13 protein-coding genes are annotated in these 19,293 nt (G+C 72.1%); 7 read left to right on the plus strand and 6 right to left on the minus strand.

The annotated features are described in order from the left end of the window. Together MT346_RS17330 and MT346_RS17335 are read left to right on the plus strand one after the other, a co-directional pair. Nucleotides 1-1,305 (plus strand): DNA polymerase Y family protein (locus MT346_RS17330; RefSeq protein ID WP_243564343.1); only part of this gene is annotated, 1,305 nt, incomplete at its 5' end. A gap of 97 nt (nt 1,306-1,402) precedes the next feature. Next, a complete protein-coding gene (locus MT346_RS17335) occupies nt 1,403-4,861 on the plus strand; it encodes an error-prone DNA polymerase (RefSeq protein ID WP_243564344.1) in 3,459 nt (1,152 codons plus the stop codon). A gap of 24 nt (nt 4,862-4,885) precedes the next feature. On the opposite strand, the gene MT346_RS17340 is transcribed toward MT346_RS17335, so the two are convergent. Both MT346_RS17340 and MT346_RS17345 read right to left on the minus strand, forming a co-directional pair. After that, nucleotides 4,886-6,325 carry a HAMP domain-containing sensor histidine kinase gene (locus tag MT346_RS17340; protein ID WP_243564345.1) on the minus strand — a complete coding sequence of 480 codons (1,440 nt, stop codon included), beginning with the start codon at nt 6,323-6,325 and terminating at the stop codon, nt 4,886-4,888. 19 nt (nt 6,326-6,344) lie between these two features. Further along, nucleotides 6,345-7,022: a response regulator transcription factor gene (locus MT346_RS17345; protein WP_243564346.1), complete on the minus strand. Its 678-nt coding sequence runs from the start codon at nt 7,020-7,022 to the stop codon at nt 6,345-6,347. Between the two features lie 203 nt (nt 7,023-7,225). Here MT346_RS17345 and MT346_RS17350 point away from each other — a divergent pair, with 203 nt between their 5' ends. After that, on the plus strand, nt 7,226-7,576 hold the full coding sequence (locus MT346_RS17350) for a hypothetical protein (protein ID WP_243564347.1): 351 nt from the start codon (nt 7,226-7,228) through the stop codon (nt 7,574-7,576). Nucleotides 7,577-7,596: 20 nt separating this feature from the next. Here the strand turns inward: MT346_RS17350 and MT346_RS17355 are convergent, their stop codons facing one another. Further along, nucleotides 7,597-8,655 (minus strand): aromatic acid exporter family protein, encoded by a 1,059-nt coding sequence (locus tag MT346_RS17355; RefSeq protein WP_243564348.1) that lies wholly within the window; start codon nt 8,653-8,655, stop codon nt 7,597-7,599. Between the two features lie 80 nt (nt 8,656-8,735). On the opposite strand from MT346_RS17355, the gene MT346_RS17360 reads away from it, so the two are divergent. Then, on the plus strand, nt 8,736-9,980 hold the full coding sequence (locus MT346_RS17360) for an aminoglycoside phosphotransferase family protein (protein WP_243564349.1): 1,245 nt from the start codon (nt 8,736-8,738) through the stop codon (nt 9,978-9,980). 397 nt (nt 9,981-10,377) lie between these two features. Beyond that, nucleotides 10,378-12,504, plus strand: a complete 2,127-nt coding sequence (locus MT346_RS17365; protein WP_243564350.1) for a DEAD/DEAH box helicase — start codon at nt 10,378-10,380, stop codon at nt 12,502-12,504. Between the two features lie 117 nt (nt 12,505-12,621). Here the strand turns inward: MT346_RS17365 and MT346_RS17370 are convergent, their stop codons facing one another. Further along, on the minus strand, nt 12,622-12,894 hold the full coding sequence (locus tag MT346_RS17370) for a mycoredoxin (protein WP_243564351.1): 273 nt from the start codon (nt 12,892-12,894) through the stop codon (nt 12,622-12,624). 66 nt (nt 12,895-12,960) lie between these two features. Between MT346_RS17370 and MT346_RS17375 the strand changes: the two genes are divergently transcribed. Next, a complete protein-coding gene (locus MT346_RS17375; RefSeq protein ID WP_243564352.1) occupies nt 12,961-14,490 on the plus strand; it encodes a CYTH and CHAD domain-containing protein in 1,530 nt (509 codons plus the stop codon). Nucleotides 14,491-14,581: 91 nt separating this feature from the next. Here the strand turns inward: MT346_RS17375 and MT346_RS17380 are convergent, their stop codons facing one another. Then, nucleotides 14,582-16,750, minus strand: a complete 2,169-nt coding sequence (locus MT346_RS17380; RefSeq protein WP_243564353.1) for a S9 family peptidase — start codon at nt 16,748-16,750, stop codon at nt 14,582-14,584. Between the two features lie 9 nt (nt 16,751-16,759). Continuing rightward, entirely contained in the window at nt 16,760-17,995 is a 1,236-nt protein-coding gene (locus MT346_RS17385) for a Fic family protein (RefSeq protein ID WP_243564354.1), read from the minus strand. A gap of 92 nt (nt 17,996-18,087) precedes the next feature. On the opposite strand from MT346_RS17385, the gene MT346_RS17390 reads away from it, so the two are divergent. Continuing rightward, entirely contained in the window at nt 18,088-19,284 is a 1,197-nt protein-coding gene (locus MT346_RS17390; protein WP_243564355.1) for an amidohydrolase, read from the plus strand. Nucleotides 19,285-19,293 lie beyond the last annotated feature (9 nt).

Here is a 19,293-nt window from a genome sequence, read left to right on the forward strand (position 1 = left end):
GAAGCCGCAGTGCCCGGCGTCGAGGTGGTCCGCCCCGGCACCCTCGCGCTGCGCTCCCGGGGGCCGGCGCGCTACTACGGCGGTGAACGAGCCGCCGCGTCGACCCTGGCGGGCATCGCGGCCGACCACGGCGCCCCGATGGTCCGAGCCGGGGTGGCGGACACCCCGTTCGCGGCAGAACAGGCCGCCCGTGCCCGTCCGGTGCGCCCGGGGGAGCGGGTGCGGATCGTGCCCGTTGCGGCCTCGGCCGAGTTCCTGGCGTCGCTGCCCCTCGGCGTGCTCGGCGACCCGGAGCTGGCGACCGTGCTCGACCGGCTGGGCATCGTCACCCTGGGGCAGTTCGCGGCGCTCAGCGACGAGCAGGTCCGCGACCGGTTCGGCGTGCCCGGGGCGTTCCTGCACCGGTTGGCAGCCGGGCGCGACCCGCGCGAGATCGCTGCGCGCGCGGTCCCGCCCGAGCTCCGGGTGGAAGCCGCGTTCGAGCCCCCGCTCGACCGCGCCGACCAGATCGCGTTCGCGTTCCGGCGGTCGGCGGACGACTTCGCGACGCGACTCCGGGCCGCGGGGCTCGTGGCCACCACCATCCGTGTCGGCATCGTCGACGAGCGGGACATCCTGCTCGAGCGCACGTGGGCGCACCCCCGCTGGTTCGACGCCGCCGACGTGGTCGACCGGGTGCGCTGGCAGCTGGCGGGTGGTGTCGACCCGACCGGGCTCGAAGCCCCGGTGACCTCGGTCGTGCTCGAACCCGTGGCCGTCGACGACATGGCGAACCACGAGCGCGGGCTCTGGGGCTCCGGACCGGACGAGCGCGTGCACCACGGCCTCGCCCGCATCCAGGGCATGGTCGGTCACGACGGGGTGGTCAGCCCCCGGGTCGGCGGCGGGCGCACCCTGTCCGAGCGCATCGTCCTGGTTCCCTGGGGTGACGCCCCGCCCGGTGGCGAGCGCGCCCTGGCGACCGTGCGCGACCGGCCCTGGCCCGGCAAGCTGCCGGGGCCACCACCCGCCACGGTGCTCGAACGACCGCGTCCGGTCGACGTGGTCGCGGTGGACGGCACCAGCGTCGACGTCGACGAGCGCGGCGTCCTGTCGGGCGTCCCCGGTCGTTTCCGTGCCGAGGGCGACCGCGGTGGGGGCTTCGCGGCGGTGACGGCGTGGGCCGGACCGTGGCCGCTCGTCGTGCGCTGGTGGGAAGCCGGTGGGCGGCGGCTGCACCGGCTGCAGCTCGTCGACGCCGAGGGTCGCGCCTGGTACCTCGTGCTGGCGGACCACCGCTGGTGGGCCGAGGCGATCGCGACGTGACGACGACGATGCGTGTGATGACGAGTGCACCGCGTGCGGTGACGATGCGTGCGGTGACGGTCGCACCGCCTGCGGTGACGACGACGAGGGGGGCCTGATGGGCTACAGCAACCCGCCGATCTCGTGGTCGGCGTTCGAGCGCGCCCTGTCCGACAAGCGGAGCCCCGGGTCCTCGCACGACGGCGACGGCGGCGACAGCCCGGCGTGGTCGCGCAAGCGTGAGCCCTACGCGCCCCAGACACCGGTGCCGGACGGCACGGACGGGCCGCCCGCGGTGCCGTACGCCGAACTGCACGCGCACTCGACCTTCAGCTTCCTCGACGGCGCCAGCCAGCCCGAGCACCTCTTCGAGGAAGCCGCCCGCCTGCGCCTGCACGCCCTGGCGTTGACCGACCACGACGGGCTGTACGGCGCCGCCCGGATGGCCGAGGTCGCCGAGGCGTACCCGACCGTCGGCACCGTCTACGGCACCGAGCTCTCACTCGGGTTGACGGCGCCGCAGAACGGTGTGCCCGACCCCGAGGGCTCGCACCTGCTGCTGCTCGCCGACGGGCAGGACGGCTACCACCGGCTGGCGGGAGCGATCACGAGCGCACACCTGGCCGCCGGGTCCGAGAAGGGACGGCCGCGGTACGACCTCGACGACCTGGCCGCACGGGGCGACGGGCACTGGCGGGTGCTCACGGGGTGCCGGAAGGGCACCGTGCGCCAGGCGCTCGAACAGGGTGGCGAGTCGGCGGCCGACACCGCACTGCGGGCACTGCTCGACCGGTTCGGCACCGGCAACGTCGTGGTCGAGCTGCTCGACCACGGCGACCCACTCGACAGCGCCAGGAACGACCTGCTCGCCACGCTCGCCGCTCGGCACGCGCTGCCGCTCGTGGCGACGGGCAACGTCCACTACGCCACGCCGGACCGCTTCCCGGTGGCGACGGCGCTCGCCGCGGTCCGGGCGCGCCGCAGCCTCGACGAGCTCGACGGCTGGTTGCCGGCGGCCGACACGGCGCACCTGCGGTCCGGCGTCGAGATGACCCGACGGTTCGCGCGGTACCCGGGTGCGATCGAGAACACCGTGCGGATCGCGGACGAGATCGGGTTCCAGCTGAAGACGGTCAAGCCCGGGCTGCCCGACCTGGACGTCCCCGACGGGCACACCGCGATGTCGTGGTTGCGCGAGCTCACCTGGACCGGCGCCAGGCGGTTCTACCCGGGCAGCGCCGACGGGGTCGACCCGCACAAGCGGGCACGCATCGAGCGCGAGCTGGCCGTGATCGAGGACAAGAACTTCCCCGGGTACTTCCTGATCGTGCGGGACATGGTGCAGTTCGCCCGGGGTCGCGGCATCCTGTGCCAGGGGCGTGGCTCGGCGGCGAACTCGGCCGTCTGCTACCTGCTGGAGATCACCGCGGTGGACTCGATCCGGTACGGCCTGCCCTTCGAACGGTTCCTGTCGGCCATGCGTGACGAAGAGCCCGACATCGACGTCGACTTCGACTCCGACCGGCGCGAAGAGGTGATCCAGTACGTCTACGACAAGTACGGCCGGTACAACGCGGCCCAGGTGGCGAACGTGATCACCTACCGGCCGAAGGGGGCCGTCCGCGACATGGCGAAGGCGCTCGGCCACAGCCCCGGTCAGCAGGACGCCTGGTCGAAGCAGGTCGAGCGGTGGGGATCGATCACCGAGAGCCAGGACCACGACATCCCACCAGCGGTCGTCGGGCTGGCCAGCGACGTCCTCGGGTTCCCACGGCACCTCGGCATCCACTCGGGCGGCATGGTGCTGACCGACCGCCCCGTCGGCGAGGTCGTGCCGATCGAGCACGCACGGATGGACGGCCGCACGGTGCTGCAGTGGGACAAGGACGACTGCGCCTACATGGGGCTCGTGAAGTTCGACATGCTCGGGCTCGGCATGCTCGCGGCGCTGCAGTACTCGTTCGACCTGGCGGCAGAACACTGCGGGGAGCGCTGGGAGATGCACTCCATCCCGAAAGAGGAGCAGGGCGTCTACGACCAGTTGTGCCGGGCGGACACGATCGGGGTCTTCCAGGTCGAGTCCCGCGCGCAGATGGGCACGCTGCCCCGGCTGCTGCCCAGGCGGTTCTACGACCTGGTGATCGAGGTGGCACTGGTGCGTCCCGGGCCGATCCAGGGTGGCGCCGTACACCCGTACATCCGTCGCCGCACCGGCGAAGAACCCATCACCTACATGCACCCGTCGCTCGAACCGGTGCTGGAACGGACCCTGGGCGTGCCGCTGTTCCAAGAGCAGCTCATGCAGATGGCCATCGCGGTCGGCAACTGCTCGGGGGACGACGCCGACCTGCTGCGGCGGGCGATGGGGTCCAAACGTGGGCACGAGAAGATCGACCGGCTGCGCGACAAGCTCTACGCGGGCATGGCGGACAACGGCATCCACGGGGCGGACGCCGACGCGATCTACGCGAAGATCCAGGCGTTCGCGAACTTCGGCTTCGCCGAGAGCCACTCGATCAGCTTCGCCCTGATCGTCTACGCCAGCGCGTGGATGCGGCTGCACTACCCGGGCGCATTCCTGGCCGCCCTGCTCCGGGCGCAGCCGATGGGCTTCTACTCGCCGCAGACGCTGGTCGCCGACGCCCGACGGCACGGGGTGCAGGTGCTCCGGCCGGACATCCTGCGGTCCGGGGTCGACGCCACGCTCGAGCCGATCGAGGGTACTGCCGGGTCCGGGGACGACGGGCAGGGTCCCAGCGGGACCGCCAACGGACTCGGGGACGATGCCTGTCTGCAGACCGAGCAGCCGCCGGTGTTGCCCTTCGACAGGACGCGGCCCGACGACACGGCCCGGCACCGGCGGGACGGCGGGTCGGCAGTGCGGCTCGGGCTGGTCGAGGTGGCCTCGCTCGGTCGACGCACCGCGGAACGCATCGTCGCGGAGCGCGACGCGAACGGTCCCTTCACGGACATGTCCGACCTGGCGCGCCGGGTCGGACTGACCACCGCGCAGCTCGAGGCCCTGGCGGCAGCGGACGCGTTCGCGCCGTTCGGTGTCGACCGCCGCGGGGGCATGTGGTCCGCGGCACAGGCGGCAGCCGAACGCCCCGACCAGCTGCCCGACACCCAGGTCGTCGTGCAGCCGCCGTTGTTCGGACAGATGACGAGCGGCGACGTCCTGATCGCCGACATGTGGTCGACGGGCATGACCACCGACGACCACCCCGTGTCCCACGTCCGCCAGCGCCTGTCCGTCGGGAAGGTGCTCAGCGTGGCGGACCTGGCAGCGGCAGAAACCGGTCGGCGGATCGAGGTCGGCGGGATCGTGACCCACCGGCAGCGTCCGGCGACGGCGTCGGGGATCACGTTCCTCAACGTCGAGGACGAGACCGGTCTGGTGAACGTGATCTGCAGCGTCGGGGTGTGGGGACGCTACCGGCGGGTGGCGCGCGAGTCGCCGGCCGTGGTGGTGCGGGGGATCCTCGAGCGCTCACCCGAGGGCGTGGTCAACGTGGTCGCCGACCGCATCGAGCGGTTGTCGCTGTCCGTGCGGACACGGTCCCGCGACTTCCAGTGACCGCCGCAGGGTCGTCCAGCGTGCTCAGTGCGCCGCCGGCACGCGGATCGTGACCTCGAGGCCCCCCGACCGCACGTTCCGCAGCGACGCGGTCCCGCCGGCACGCTCGGCCACCGCACGCACGATCGCCAGCCCCAGACCCGAGCCACCCGGCAGCGGGATCACGCCGGTCGCCGGGTCGGGTGCCGGGCGGGACTTGCGTGCCTCGTCGGGTCGGGTGAACCGGTCGAAGGCGACGGGCACGAAGGTCTCGGGGACGCCGGGGCCGTCGTCGGTGACCTGCAGCTCGCCCACGTCGCCGTCCGTCCGCCAGGTCACCAGGATGCCGCCGCCGCGGGGGAGCGCCGCCACGGCGTTCCCGGCGATGTTCGTGACGAGCTGCGCCATCCCGCCGGTGTCCAGGTGGTAGTGCGGCTCGGTGGCACCGGACTCGGGTGCCTCGAGGTCGAAGTCGACGGTGACGTCCTTCGTGCTCGCGATGAGACGGACCCGGTCGACGGCGGCCATCACCTCGTCGCCCAGGTCTGACCAGGCGGTCAGCGGGCGTTGGTCGCCGTCCTCGGAGCGCCGCTCGGACTCCTCGATGCGGGACAGCGTCAACAGGTCGTTCGCCAGGCGGGACAGGCGGGCGACGTTGTTCTTCGCCCGCTCGATGTGGCCGGCGAGCGCCTGGGCGTCGTCGGCGTCGAGCGACGCCAGGTCGAGCTGGGTCGTCAGGATCGCCAGCGGGGTGCGCAGCTCGTGGGACGCGTCGGACACCATCTGGCGTTCGCGCTCGGTCGCCTGCCGTGTGCGGGCCAGGAACGCGTTGAGGGTGGTCGCCAGCGAGGCGAGCTCGTCCTGCGCCGGACCGACGGGCAGTTCGGCCCGTTCCGGGGCGACCGACAGCCGCTCGGCCTCGCGGCGCATCCGGTTCACGGGGCGCAGTGCCGCGGTCGCGAGCACCCACGATGCGATGCCGAACGCCACAAGGATGGCGAGGCCGGTGATCGACAGGGTGGTGGTCAGGTCGTCGACGACCAGGGCCTCGGCCTGCGAGTTGCGGGCCGCCACGACGGTCCACCGGCCGGCACCGTTCACCGGGTGCTCGACGACCACGCGGTACTCGGACCCGGAGACGTCGATCACGGATGTACCGGCTTCGGTCGACCGCAGGCTGCCGAGCGCGCGTTCGACCCGGCTCGGCATCGTCGAGAGCTTGATCTCGCCGGTCGGTGAGACCACGGCGACCAGCTGGGCGTTGCCGGGCGAGGACAGTGCGGGGTCGCTGTCCACCTCGAGCGTGGCGACGTAGGGGTCGGCGTCCGCGTCGAGCAGGGTGTGCGTGGCGGACGCGACCACGCTCACGACCTGGAACCGCATGACCAGGACGAGCAACACGATCACGACGGCCGCGATGGCGGTCGAGCCGATCGTGATCCGCGACCGGAGGGACAGCAGGCCCAGCGGCCTGATCAGACGCATCGGGAGTGCGGTCTGCGGGTCAGGAACCGAGCAGGTCGAGGCGGTAGCCCCGGCCGCGCACGGTGGCGATGGCGACGGTTGCCTCGTGCGACGTCAGCTTCTTGCGCAGGTACGAGATGTACTGCTCGACGACGTTGGGGTCGACGTGCTGCGACCCGTCCCAGACCTCTTCGAGGATCTTGGGCCGGTCGACGACGGTGCCGACGGAGCGGGCGAGCAGTCGGAGCAGCGCGAACTCGGTCGGGCTGACGGCCACGCGCTGGCCCTGGATCGAGACCCGGCGGGCCTCGGAGTCGATGGAGACGTCGCCGACCTCGATCGTGCGCGGGGCGCCGGTGGCCTCGCGTCGCCCGAGTGCGCGGAGCCGGGCGGTCAGTTCGGCGAACGCGAAGGGCTTCGTGAGGTAGTCGTCGGCACCGGCGTCGAGACCGAACACCCGGTCGTCGACGGCGTCGCGCGCGGTCACCAGGAGGATCCGCACGGGGTCCTCGCGTTCGCGGATCCGTCGAGCCAGTTCGAACCCGGACATGCCGGGCATCATGACGTCGACCACCGCCAGGTCGAACGCCTGCTCGCCGAGCGCGATGAGCGCCTCGACACCGTTCTCGACCGCCGTGACGCGGTACCCCTCGGCAGCGAGCCCGCGTTCCATGAGGGCGCGCATCTCGTCGTCGTCCTCGACCACCAACAACCGCATAGTGGACCTCCTGGGACCCACTCTGGCATCGAACGTCACGTTCGTGGCGTTCCCACGAGCATCCTGACTGAATCTCGTCACAGTCGGACCCGTGCGGACGCGCCCGGTGGCCCGCGATCGAGGGACATGAGCGGTCCCTGAGCGCTTGGTAAGCTCCGCGGTGGACGCTGTACCCGACAGAACGTCCTGTCTCTGGGGGACCCATGATCGACCGACCCGAACGAGCCGACCACCCGGCCATCGCCCGCCTCCGCGTCGAACTCGACGCCGCCTGGAAGAGCATGCGCACCCTCGCCGAGGTCGACGACGACCTGCGCGCGCGGATCATCGCCGAGCTGCGTGGTGCGGTGCCGGACATGGCGGGTCGAGCAGCCCACGAGGCCGGACACCAGGCGGTGGTCGCCGAGATCCGACGGTTCGCCGACATCGACGTGGACGCGACCGACGCGGAACGGCCCACGTGCGCGATCTGGGGCGAGATCGTCGACATGGCGTCGGTCGCCGCCATGGCTGCCGCCCACGACCCCGCCCCGGTCACCGGCGCCCGGCGGTAGCGCCGGCCCGCCGCCAGAGCTCAGTCGTCCTCGCCGAGCAGCTCCTCGCGCACGCGGCGGATGTCCTCGAGCAGCGCGCCGATCAGGATCCAGTGCCGCGAGTTCGGTCGCACCACCGCGAGCGGCGCCGTCAGGGCCGGTTCGTGCGGGTCGTCGCCCACGTGCAGGTCCTGGGTCACGGCGAGCTCCGTCGTCTCGACCTGTGCCCCGAGCGCCCGCAGGTCGGCGCCGATGCGCGCCACCTCGGTCGCGATGCGTCCCACCATCGGGTCGTCACGCAGGTCGGGGGCGGTGTTGTCCCGGATCGCCCGGGTCATGCCCGTGACGCGGGTCACCAGGACCCGCAGGTGTTCGGCGACGACCACGTCCCGTTCCAGGACCGTCCGCAGCCGGCCACCCCGCGGGTTCATCGTCAGCGACTCCTGCGCCGACCCCAGCGACGCCTCGGCCTGCGCGTGCTGCTGGCGGAGCGCCCGCGCCCGGAGCAGCGCCTCGTGCCACCGGTCGTGGTCCCACCCCTCGGTCAGGCCGATCGCCACCCGTTCGAACGCGACCGCGGTGTCCCGGGCCAGCCGAGCGACCGCCAGGTGCCCCGGGCGCAGCAGCACCGGCGGCACGATGGCGGCGTTGACGACCAGGGCCACCGCGGCGCCGAGCACGGTCTCGAGCACCCGGTCGGCCGAGTAGTTCGGCGTCACCACGCCGGCCGTCAGCACGAGCATGCCGCTGATGCCGACCTGGGTGGCCGAGGTCGGCGTCAGGCGCAGTGCCCAGGCGATGGTGATCGCGAGCACGATGACGAGCAGCACGACCCACACCGAGTCCCCGAGCAGGAAGTGCAACCCGGTCGCGAGCACGACCCCGAGGACCACGCCGGCGCTCCGCTCGAGGCCCTTCACGAACGACTGGTTGATGCTCGGCTGCACGACGAGCAGCGCCGCGATGGCCGCGAAGGTCGGGAACGGTCCCTGGATCAGCAGGCGGCAGAGCAGGACGGCCGCGACCACGGCGACGGCGGTCTTGACGACCTGCAGCAGGGGTGTGCGCTTCGAGCTGCGGAGGCGCGCGACCGGGTTCACGACCCCAACGCTAGCCACGGTCCGCACGCCGAGCCGTGCACGAACGCGACGAAACGGTGCCGACACGGTTGACTGATCCCGTGTGGCCGAATCACGAGCGCGTCATCCCGGAGGCCTTCGTCGGCTCCGGGACGTCCGTCGTGGCCGCGCGGGCCCACTCGGTCGAGCCGTCGGGCAACGGCTACCTGTACGGCTACGAGGTCGACACCGTCGACCGGGCCGGTCAGCGCGCCACGGTCCTGACCTACGTCGACACCGGCGGCAACCACGACCAGAACAGTGCGCTCGTCACCGATCCCGCCACCAACGAGCCGGTGTCGGTGTGGGCGTACCCGAACGACCCGGGACTGCCCGTCCTGCCGCAGGTCACCTACCGTGACGCCGTCGCCGAACTCCTGACGACCCTCGGCATGCCGGTGACGAACCCGACCCTGACCGTCGCGGCCTACCGCCCGGGCAAGCGCGCCGTCGTGCGGGTCGACGCGCCCGAGGGAACGCTCTTCCTGAAGGTCGTCCGGCCACACCGGGTCGCGCCGATCGTGCGGACCCACGAGCAGTTCGTCGCCGCTGGGCTCCCCGTGCCGCGCGTGCTGTCGAGCCGCGGGGACGGACTGCTCGTCCTCGAGCGCATCCGCGGCGTGCCGGCGGGCAGTCGCATCCTCGACATCGCCGACGACCCGCGGTTCGTCGCTTCGCTCGCCGCGCTGACCGGGCGGATCGCGACGGTGCCGATGACGCAGCAGGCCCGTGCCGACGCGATGGACCACGCCGACTGGCACCGCCGCACCCTGGTGTCCGCGCTGCCCCAGGACGCGCAGCAGATCGACGAGCTCTACGACGCGATCGGCCGTCGCTCGATCGGCTGGGCCGCGGCGACGAAACAGGTCGTGCACGGCGACCTGCACCTCGAGCAGGTCTTCGTCGACGAGGCCGAGCCGTGGCGGATCTCCGGGTTGCTCGACATCGACACGGCGGGCTGGGGCTACGCCGTCCGGGACATCGGTGCCGTGGTCGCACACCTGGTCGTCACCGGGCTGTGGCACCGTTCGCGCGGCGACGCAGACCGCGGCGCGGCAGCGGAGCGCCTGGCCGACGGCATCGCCCGCGACTGGGCGGCGCGCAACCCGATCGAGGCTGAACGCCTGGGGCCGGCCATCGGCGCACAGCTGCTGGCGCACGCCGGCGGCCAGGCCACCACGGGCTCCGCGAACGGGATCGCCACCGCGGAACAGCTGCTGGCGGCGACGCGTGCGGCGCTCGCGGTACCGGCCCCGCTCCTCCCGTCCGACCCGGCCAGCCGCCCGCGGTCCGCACCGCAGCGCTGACGCCCGTCCCCCGCGCCGACGCGCGCGGGGATCGCGGAGTCGCCTGGACGGGTGGTCCGGGAGTAAACTGACCGCGCACGCACCGCGTGCCCGCGCGTCGCGTCGTCCTCTGGCGCAACGAGTCGACCACGTGGTCGACGTGGGCACCGGGTCCGCGAACGCCCGGGGCGACCAGCCCTGCAGCCTCGCGTGCGTGCGACGGCGCCGGATCCCTCCGCGCAGACCGTCGCATCGGCAGGACGTCACCCGGCGCCCTCGATGGGATCGGTCGCACAGACGTCGTGGGGATCGGCGGGCCACCCTGGCCCGTCGCCGGCATCGGTGCGACGGACGCATCGACGAGACTTCCGCCCGGTCGGGCGGCTCGCCCCGGTCGCGGGGCGGAACAGGAGGAGCCTTGGCTCGATCAGGCACGCGGCGTGCAGCCGGTGGGACGCGGACCGCGTCGCGCCGGACCCGGCCGCTCGACAACGACGGCGTCATCCCGGTGCTCGCCCGCGCGGTGCGCGAGGTCGAGGCAGCCGCGCAGCGCGGACCGCTGAAGACGACGAACCGCACGAAGTTCCAGGCGGTCGCCCTGCTCATGCGCGAGGAACGTGCGCGGGTCAAGGCGGACGCCACACTGACCGACGCGCAGCGCGCCGAGCAGATGAAGCGGCTCGACGGCGTGGCGACGATCCTGGCGAAGACGGCAGCGCGGGACACCAGCGTGATCCAGCTGCTCACCGAAGAAGCCTCGGTCTCCGAGGCCACCCGGACGGTCAAGCGCGACATGATGATCGCGGGCGGCGTCGAGATGCAGCCCGAGGACCTGGTCATCGCGGCCGAGCCGGCGCCGGCGTCCACCGCGCAGGAGCGTGCCGTCGTCCCGCAGGCCGTGGTGCAGCGCCAGCTCGCCAACCCGTTCCTGCCGCCGGACTTCGCCCTGGCCGACCAGCCCGTCGCGCACCCGCGACGCCTGGCGAACTGGGAGCTGTTCGGTCCGCTCTTCAAGTCGTTCGAGTACGGCGCGGGTGGTGGCGCGGCGTCGATGGACCTGCCCGACCCGGGTCCGCTCGGCACGCTCTCCGGCACCAACCTCATGAAGCACCAGGCCGAGCTCGTCGCCGCGGTGGCCGAGGGTCACCGCACGTTCCTGCTCGCTGACGAGCCGGGCCTCGGCAAGACCGCGCAGTCGCTGTTGGCGGCCGAGGCAGCCGGGGCGTACCCGCTGCTGGTCGTCGTGCCGAACGTGGTCAAGACGAACTGGGCGCGTGAAGCAGCCCGTTGGGTGCCGAACCGTCAGGCGACCGTCATCCACGGGGACGGCGACGACCTGGACGGCTTCGCCGACGTCGTGATCGTGAACTACGAGATCCTCGACCGGCACGTCGGCTGGCTCAGCGCGTTCGGGTTCAAGGGGATGGTCGTCGACGAGGCGCACTTCATCAAGAACAAGGACTCGCAGCGTTCGAAGTTCGTGCTGCAGCTGGCCGAGGCGATCCGCGCTCGGACGGCTGCGCCCCTGATGATGGCGCTGACCGGCACCCCGCTGATCAACTCCGTCGAGGACTTCCGCACGATCTGGGAGTACCTCGGCTGGATCGACGACAAGAAGCCTCGTGCCAAGCTCATGAACGAGCTCGAGGACATCGGGCTGACCCCGGCAGACCAGGGGTTCTTCTCCGAGGCTCGTCGTGCCGTGATCGACCTCGGCATCGTCCGGCGCCGCAAGGTCGACGTCGCGGCCGACATCCCCGCGCGGCGCATCGCCGACATCCCGGTCGAGCTCGACGGCGACGAGGGCCGCTCGATCCGCGACGCCGAACGCGAACTCACCGCCAAGCTCGTCCAGCGCTACCACCAGGCGCTCGACGCCCGGACCGGTCAGGCGCCGGTCGAGGGCATCGACCACAAGTTGGTCCGCCAGGTCGCCCGCTGGGAGCTCGAGGACCAGGACGCATCGTCCACCGGCGAGAACGTGTTCTCGATGGTGCGGCGCATCGGCCGTGCCAAGGCGCAGCTGGCGGCGGACTACGCGGCGCAGCTGGCCTCGAACGTCGGCAAGGTCGTGTTCTTCGCCAAGCACCTCGACGTGATGGACCAGGCGGAAGAGGTCTTCGCCCGCCGTGGTCTGCGCACGGCCACCATCCGTGGTGACCAGACGCCCACGCAGCGCACCGCACAGATCGATGCGTTCGTGAACGACCCGGACGTCGCGGTGATCGTCTGCTCGCTCACCGCCGCGGGTGTCGGGCTGAACCTGCAGGTGGCGTCGAACGTGGTGCTGGCCGAGCTGTCGTGGACGAGCGCCGAGCAGACCCAGGCGATCGACCGCGTGCACCGCATCGGGCAGGCAGAGCCGGTCACCGCGTGGCGGATCATCGCCGCCCAGACGATCGACACCAAGATCGCCGAGCTCATCGACTCCAAGGCCGGGCTGGCCGCGCGGGCGCTCGACGGCTCCGACGAGGAACTGGTCGACTCGGGTGACATCCAGCTCGACGCGATGGCGGCCCTGCTGACCGACGCGCTCGAGGGCTGAGACCCGGCACGCACAACCGAAAGCACCCTGCGCAACGGATTCACGTGGCGCAGGGTGCTCTCGGTTGTGCGAACCGTGCGACCAGCACGCGTCGGCGCCGCACCAGCCGCACCGGCCTCAGATGCGGGACTGCACCTCGGCCAGGGACGGGTTCGTCGCGGTGCTGCCGTCGGGGAACACCAGCGTCGGCACGGTCTGGTTGCCGCCGTTGACCTCGGCGACCAGCTCGGCCGTGCCGGGGGTCTGCTCGATGTCGACCTCGGTGAAGGGCACGCCGGCCTTGGACATCTGGCTCTTCAGGCGCTTGCAGTAGCCGCACCAGGTGGTCGTGAACATCGTGACGCCGCCGGCCTGGGGCACGAACGCGTCGCGGGAGATCGTCTCGCTCATCCCCTCAGGCTAACCCCGGCGTCTGAGCGGTCCGGTCCACCGGTGCGCCCTGGTAGACAGGGACGTGTGACCCAGACGCACCTCGAGATCGAGCGCACGTACGACCTGCCCGACACTGCCGACCTGCCGGACCTGATCGGGGTCGGTGGCATCCTGCAGGTCGACCACCAGGAACCCTTCGAACTCGACGCGACCTACTGGGACACCGCGCGGTACGACCTGGTCGCCGCCCGTGTGACCGTCCGTCGTCGCACGGGTGGCCACGACGCCGGGTGGCACATCAAGCGCGCCGAGTCCGACACCGTCCGGCACGAGCAGCACTTCCCCCTCACCGACGACGCGGACACCGTGCCGGTGGAGGTCCTGGCGGCCCTGTTCACCGAGCGCCGCGGACGGGGCCTGCAGCCCGTCGTGCGGATCACCACCACGCGCACCGTCACCCGCCTGCTCGACGAGGACGGCGACCAGATCGCCGAGCTCGCCGACGACCGCGTCAGCGCCCAGCGGCTGGACGCCGACGCGCCGGCCGACCCGCGCACCTGGCGCGAGGTCGAGGTCGAGACCGTCCCGGGCGTCGACCCGCAGATCGCGCACGAGTTCCTCGGATCGCTGGACGGCCGGTTCCAGGCCGTCGGGGCCGGCCCCGCCGCCGTCGCATCCAAGCTGGCACGCGGGCTGGCCGGCGCACCGGCACCGCGCCTCCAGACCGCCGACAAGCCCGACAAGGGCACGACCGCCCGCGTCATCACCAAGCGGCTCAGGAAGCTGCGCTCCGCGCTGCTCGTCCAGGAGGCCCGGCTGCGGTCCGGCGAGGACGCCGAGCTGCGCGAGACGGCCGCCACCACCCTCGAACTCGCCGCGATCCTGCAGACCTACCGTCCGGCCTTCCCCGACGGGGACGTCTTCGACCGCGCAGCTGCCGGCGCCGAGGACCTGGCGGAGGTCACCGCGCGCGCCGCACTGGCCGACCACCTGGTCGAGCGGCTGCCGCGTGCGAGCAGCCCCGCCCAGGACGAGCTGGTCGACGCGATGACGCGGGAGCGGATCCTGGCGGCGACCCGCGAGCGCCGCGACGAAGCGGTCCGCGACGTCGTGACCGCGCTGCACGGCGAACCGTTCCTGGAACTGCTCGACGCCCTCGACGACGCGGTCGAGCGGCCGACACCGACCCCGTGGTCGTTGCGGTCGCCGAAGAAGGTCGCTCAGGACGTCACCGCGACGGTGAAGCCCGAGGTGCGCGAACTCGTCCGTGACGCGGTGGCCGACGACACCTCGGACACCGCAGCCGCACGCGAGGCAGCCGACCGCGCCGCCACCGAGCTCGCCTGGCAGGGGACGATGCGCGCCCGGCTCGCGATGGACGTGCTGGGCGACGACGCCTTCCCGCACGCACTGTGGAAGCGGATCGGCACCGCGGCCGAGGTGCTGACGGAGCGGGTGCGGTCGCTCTGGGCGCTCGACGCACTGCGGACGCTGTCGGGCATCGCCGAGCGCGCCGGCGAGAGCACGTTCGCGTACGGCGTGCTGGCCGGGGACCGCGTGCGGCTGGCCGAGGAGTCCTACGACGAGGCGGTGCACGCACTCAACCGCGTGTGAGCGCGTCGCGCGTGCGCGCCGTGCGCGGTCGAGGGAGCAGAAGTCGTCGGGTCCGTGTGGACCACCCGACGATTGCTGCTCGCTCGATGTTTCAGGCGGTGGGCGCGGCGGCGGGCCTGGTGGCGGGGGAGTCCTTGGCGAGCCCCAGGGTGTCGAGGATCCACGCGATCTCGAACGCGCGCTCGCGCCAGGACGCGTAGCGCCCGCTGACACCGCCGTGGCCCGCGGACATCTCGGTCTTCAGCAGCACCGGCGCCCCGACCTCGCGCAGCTTCGCGGTCCACTTGGCGGGCTCGACGTACAGCACGCGGGTGTCGTTGATCGAGGTGACCGCCAGGATCGCCGGGTACTGCACGTCGTCGCGGACGTTCTCGTACGGGGTGTACTCGCTCATGTAGCGGTAGACCTCGGCGTCGTGCAGCGGGTCACCCCACTCGTCCCACTCGATCACGGTGAGCGGCAGGTCGGGGTCGAGGATGCTGGTCAGCGCGTCGACGAACGGCACGGCGGCCAGGATGCCCGCGAACCGGTCGGGGGCGATGTTCGCCACCGCGCCCATCAGGAGTCCGCCCGCGCTGCCGCCCTCGGCGACCAGGCGGTCGGCGCTCGTGCGGCCCGTCGCGATGAGGTGGTCGGCGACGGCGACGAAGTCCGTGAAGGTGTTCTTCTTGGTGAGGGTCTTGCCGTTCTCGTACCAGTGCCGTCCGAGTTCGCCGCCGCCCCGGACGTGCGCGACCGCGAACACGACGCCGCGGTCGAGCAGCGACAGGCGCATCACGCTGAACCCCGGGTCGATCGAGTGCTCGTACGACCCGTACCCGTACAGGTGCAGCGGCGCCGGGGTGTCGGTGTCCACCGCGTCGCGTCGCCACACGAGCGAGATCGGCACGCGGGTGCCGTCGGACGCCGTGGCCCAGTCGCGCTCTTGCACGTAGTCGGTCGGGTCGTAGCCACCGAGCACCGGCTGGCGCTTGAGCACCGTGACGTGTCCGGTCGCCAGGTCGAGGTCGCTGACCTCGGACGGGGTGACGAACGAGGTGAACCCGATGCGCAGCGTGGGCTGGTGCCACTCCGGGTTGCCACCGAGGCCGGCGGAGAACAGGGTCTCGTCGAAGTGGACCTCGTCGGGTTCGCCGTAGCCGTCACCGTCGATCGGGATGATCGCGACCCGGGGGAGTGCCTGGGCGCGGTACTCCAGCGCCAGGTGCCCGGCGAACGCGTCGACCGACTCGATGCGGCGCTCGGGGTGGTGCGCCACGACGACCCGGCGGTCGGACTCGGATGTGGGGTCGTCCGCGGGGACGTCCACGAGTTCGAAGTTCTCGGCACCGTCGTTGTGCAGGACGAGCAACCGGTCGCTGCCGCCGACGATGGCGTGCTCGATCTCGTACTCGACCCCTTCGCGCCGGGGCCACACCACGTGGAAGTCGCCGGTCGGGTCGGCCGCGTCGAGGATCCAGGCCTCGGAGGTGATCTTCGACCCGAGCTCGATGACGATGTACTGCGACGAGCGCGTGACGCCGACGCCGACCCAGTAGCGGTCGTCGGGCTCTTCGAACACGACGACGTCGGCCGACGCGGGCGTGCCGACGGTGTGCCGCCAGATGCGGTCCGGACGCCACGAGTCGTCGACCGTGGGGTAGAACACGTACCGGCCCGAGGGGTCGAACGTGGCACCGGCACCGGTGTTCTCGACGACGTCGGCCAGGTCGTCGCCCGTGGTCAGGTCACGGACGTGCAGCGTGTACCGCTCGTCGCCCGCCACGTCGACGCCGTAGACCAACCGTGTGCCGTCGTCGGTGATGTCGTAGGAACCCAGGGAGAAGAAGTCGTGTCCCTCGGCCAGGGCGTTGCCGTCGAGCACGACCTGTTCGCCGGGCAGGGTCGTCGTGTCCTCGTCGAGGGTCGGCGGCGTCCAGTCGTCCGGTCCGGTGATCGGTGCGCGGCACTGCACGCCGTACTGGCTGCCCTCGGTCGTGCGGGTGAAGTACCACCAGTGACCCATGCGCACCGGCACCGACAGGTCGGTCTCCTGCACGCGGCCCTTGACCTCGGCGAAGACGCGCTCGCGCAGGTCGGCGAGGTGGTCGGTCGAGGCCGCGGTGTGGGCGTTCTCGGCCTCGAGGTACCGCAGCGTGTCGGGGGACTCCTTGTCGCGGAGCCACTCGTAGTCGTCCACGAAGTCGATGCCGTGGTGCGTTCGGGTGATCGGCCGCTTGTCGGCGGTCGGCGGGGTGGTGGATCCGTGCTCGTCGCTCACCCGACCACCCTAGGCCGCGCGCCCGTGCAGTCCGCTCCGGAGCGCCCGCTCGTGCACGGCGGCACCGACGCGTTCGGCGAGCGCGTCGAGCTCGTCGGCGACGTCGACCACGAGCCACGCACGGTTGCGGCGGCGCGTGGTGACCGCCCGGAGCCGGCCGGTCCGGACGAGCGGGTCGACGAACCCGTCCGTCGTGGTGCCCGCGGCATGGGCGAACGCGTCGGCCTGGTCCTCGGTGAGCACGACGTCGGTCAGCAGTGGGTCCGTGTTGCCTGCGCGCTCAACGTGCAGCGGGTCCCCGCTCGCCGCGCGCTCGTCGAGCACCAGCGCGGTGAGGGCTGCTTCGTCGCAGGCAGTCCCGATCGCCACGGCCAGGTCGGCGACGAAGTCGTGCACGGTGCCCGACCGGTACCGCACCAGGTGGTCGAAGTACCGCGCACGATCGGCCACCAGGGCGGTCGCCACGGGCACGGTGGTCGACCTCGTGACACCGCGACGTCGCAGCACCGCGCCGATCAGCGCGCGGCCGATGCGTCCGTTGCCGTCCGTGAAGGGGTGGATCGACTCGAACTGGGCGTGTGCGATCGCAGCCTGTGCCACGGGGTGCAGGTCGTCGCGCGCCACGAACGCCAGCAGGTCGTCCATCAGCTCGGGCACCAGCTCGGGCGGTGGTGGGACGTACGACGCCAGCCGCGGCGACCGACCGCCGCCGATCCAGTTCTGCACCGTGCGCCACCGACCGGCGTCGTGGCCGTCGACCGGGTCGTCGCGTAACAGGTCGTGGTGGGCGCGCAGGAGCGACGCCGTGGTGACCGCACCCGTGGCGGCGTCGTCCTGCATGCGACGGAGGGCGGTGGTCGCCGCGACCATCAGCGAAGCGCTGTCGTTCGCTCGGGAGCCGACGACCGCCCGGGCGTAGTCGACCAGGTCGGCGTGCTCGTCCTCGATCCGCGAGGACGCGACGGCCTCGGTCCGAGTGAGCAGCCCGCCGAGCGGAGCCAGGCGCTCGCCGTGCGTCTGGTCGAGGTCGCGCAGGGCGTCCGTGGCACGGTCGAGCAGCGGCAGGTGGTCCCACTGCGGTCGGTACCGGATGTCGGCGATGTGCGGCGGGATGGACACCCGGATCGACGTCGTCAGGCGGTCCGCTCGCGACCCACGCAACGCACTGCGCCACGGCACCAGCGCGGACGTGTGGACGGCCAGCTCGGGCAGCGTGCTGTGGCGGGACGGTGGGTGATGCGGCATGTCGTCACGGTAGGGACCGCGCGCCCTGTGGTGCAACGAATTCGTATGTTGTATTCCGTTGTCCCCGAAGCAGGGCGACTACCGTGGACCGCATGCCCAACTCCTTCGTCATCACCGGTGCGCACGTCGTCCCCGTCACCTCCGCCGAGTTCGACGGAGCGGTCGTCGTCGAGGACGGCCGCATCACCGCGTTCGGCCCGGACCTGACCCCGCCCGCCGGGCTGCCGGTCGTCGACGCCGCCGGTGCCTGGCTCGTCCCCGGGTTCGTCGAGTCCCACGGGCACGTCGGCATCCACGAAGAGGCGAACGGCCCCGCGGGCAACGACACGAACGAGCTGACCGGTCCGAACATGGCCGGCGTCCGGGCGATCGACGCCGTCGACATCGACGACGAGGGGTTCCGCGACGCCCTGTCCGGCGGGGTCACGAGCATCGTCGTCAAGCCCGGCTCCGGCAACCCGATCGGCGGACAGACCGTCGCCATCAAGACCTGGGGCGGACGCACGATCGACGAGCAGCTCATCTCCGACGCGGTCAGCGTCAAGAGCGCCCTCGGCGAGAACCCGAAGCGCGTCTACGGCGACAAGGGCCAGACGCCCTCGACCCGGCTGGGCGTGGCCAAGGTCATCCGCGACGCCTTCGTCGACGCGCAGAACTACCGGGCCGCCCGCGACGCTGCAGCCCGCAAGGACGAGCCGTTCGCGCGTGACCTGACCAAGGAGACGCTGGTGCGTGTGCTCGACGGCGAACTCGCGTGGGACCAGCACACCCACCGCCACGACGACATCGCCACCGCGATCCGGCTGTCCGAGGAGTTCGGCTACCGGCTCGTCGTCAACCACGGCACCGAGGGGCACAAGATCGCCGACGTGCTGGCAGCGAAGGACATCCCCGTCATCTACGGGCCGCTGTTCACCAGCCGGTCCAAGGTCGAGCTGCGCGACCGCGGCATCCCGCACCTCGCGGCGCTCGCCGCGGCCGGCGTCCGGGTCGCGATCACGACGGACGCGCCCGTGGTCCCGATCAACATGCTCGTCGACCAGGCGATCGCCGCGGTGAAGGAGGGCCTGCCGCACCAGACGGCCCTCGAGGCGCTCACGGTGAACCCCGCCACCTTCCTGGGCTTCGGAGACCGGGTGGGGCAGCTCGCGGTCGGACACGACGCCGACCTGGTGCTGTGGACGGGCGACCCGCTCGATGCCACCAGCCGCGCGACGCGCGTGTGGATCGAGGGCAACCAGGTCTACACGTGGGCCGACGGCGTCGGCACGACCGTGCCCCGCTGGTGACACGGTGAC

It is taken from the genome of Curtobacterium sp. VKM Ac-2922, assembly GCF_022815645.1.
In the GTDB taxonomy this organism is placed as follows: Bacteria; Actinomycetota; Actinomycetes; order Actinomycetales; family Microbacteriaceae; genus Curtobacterium.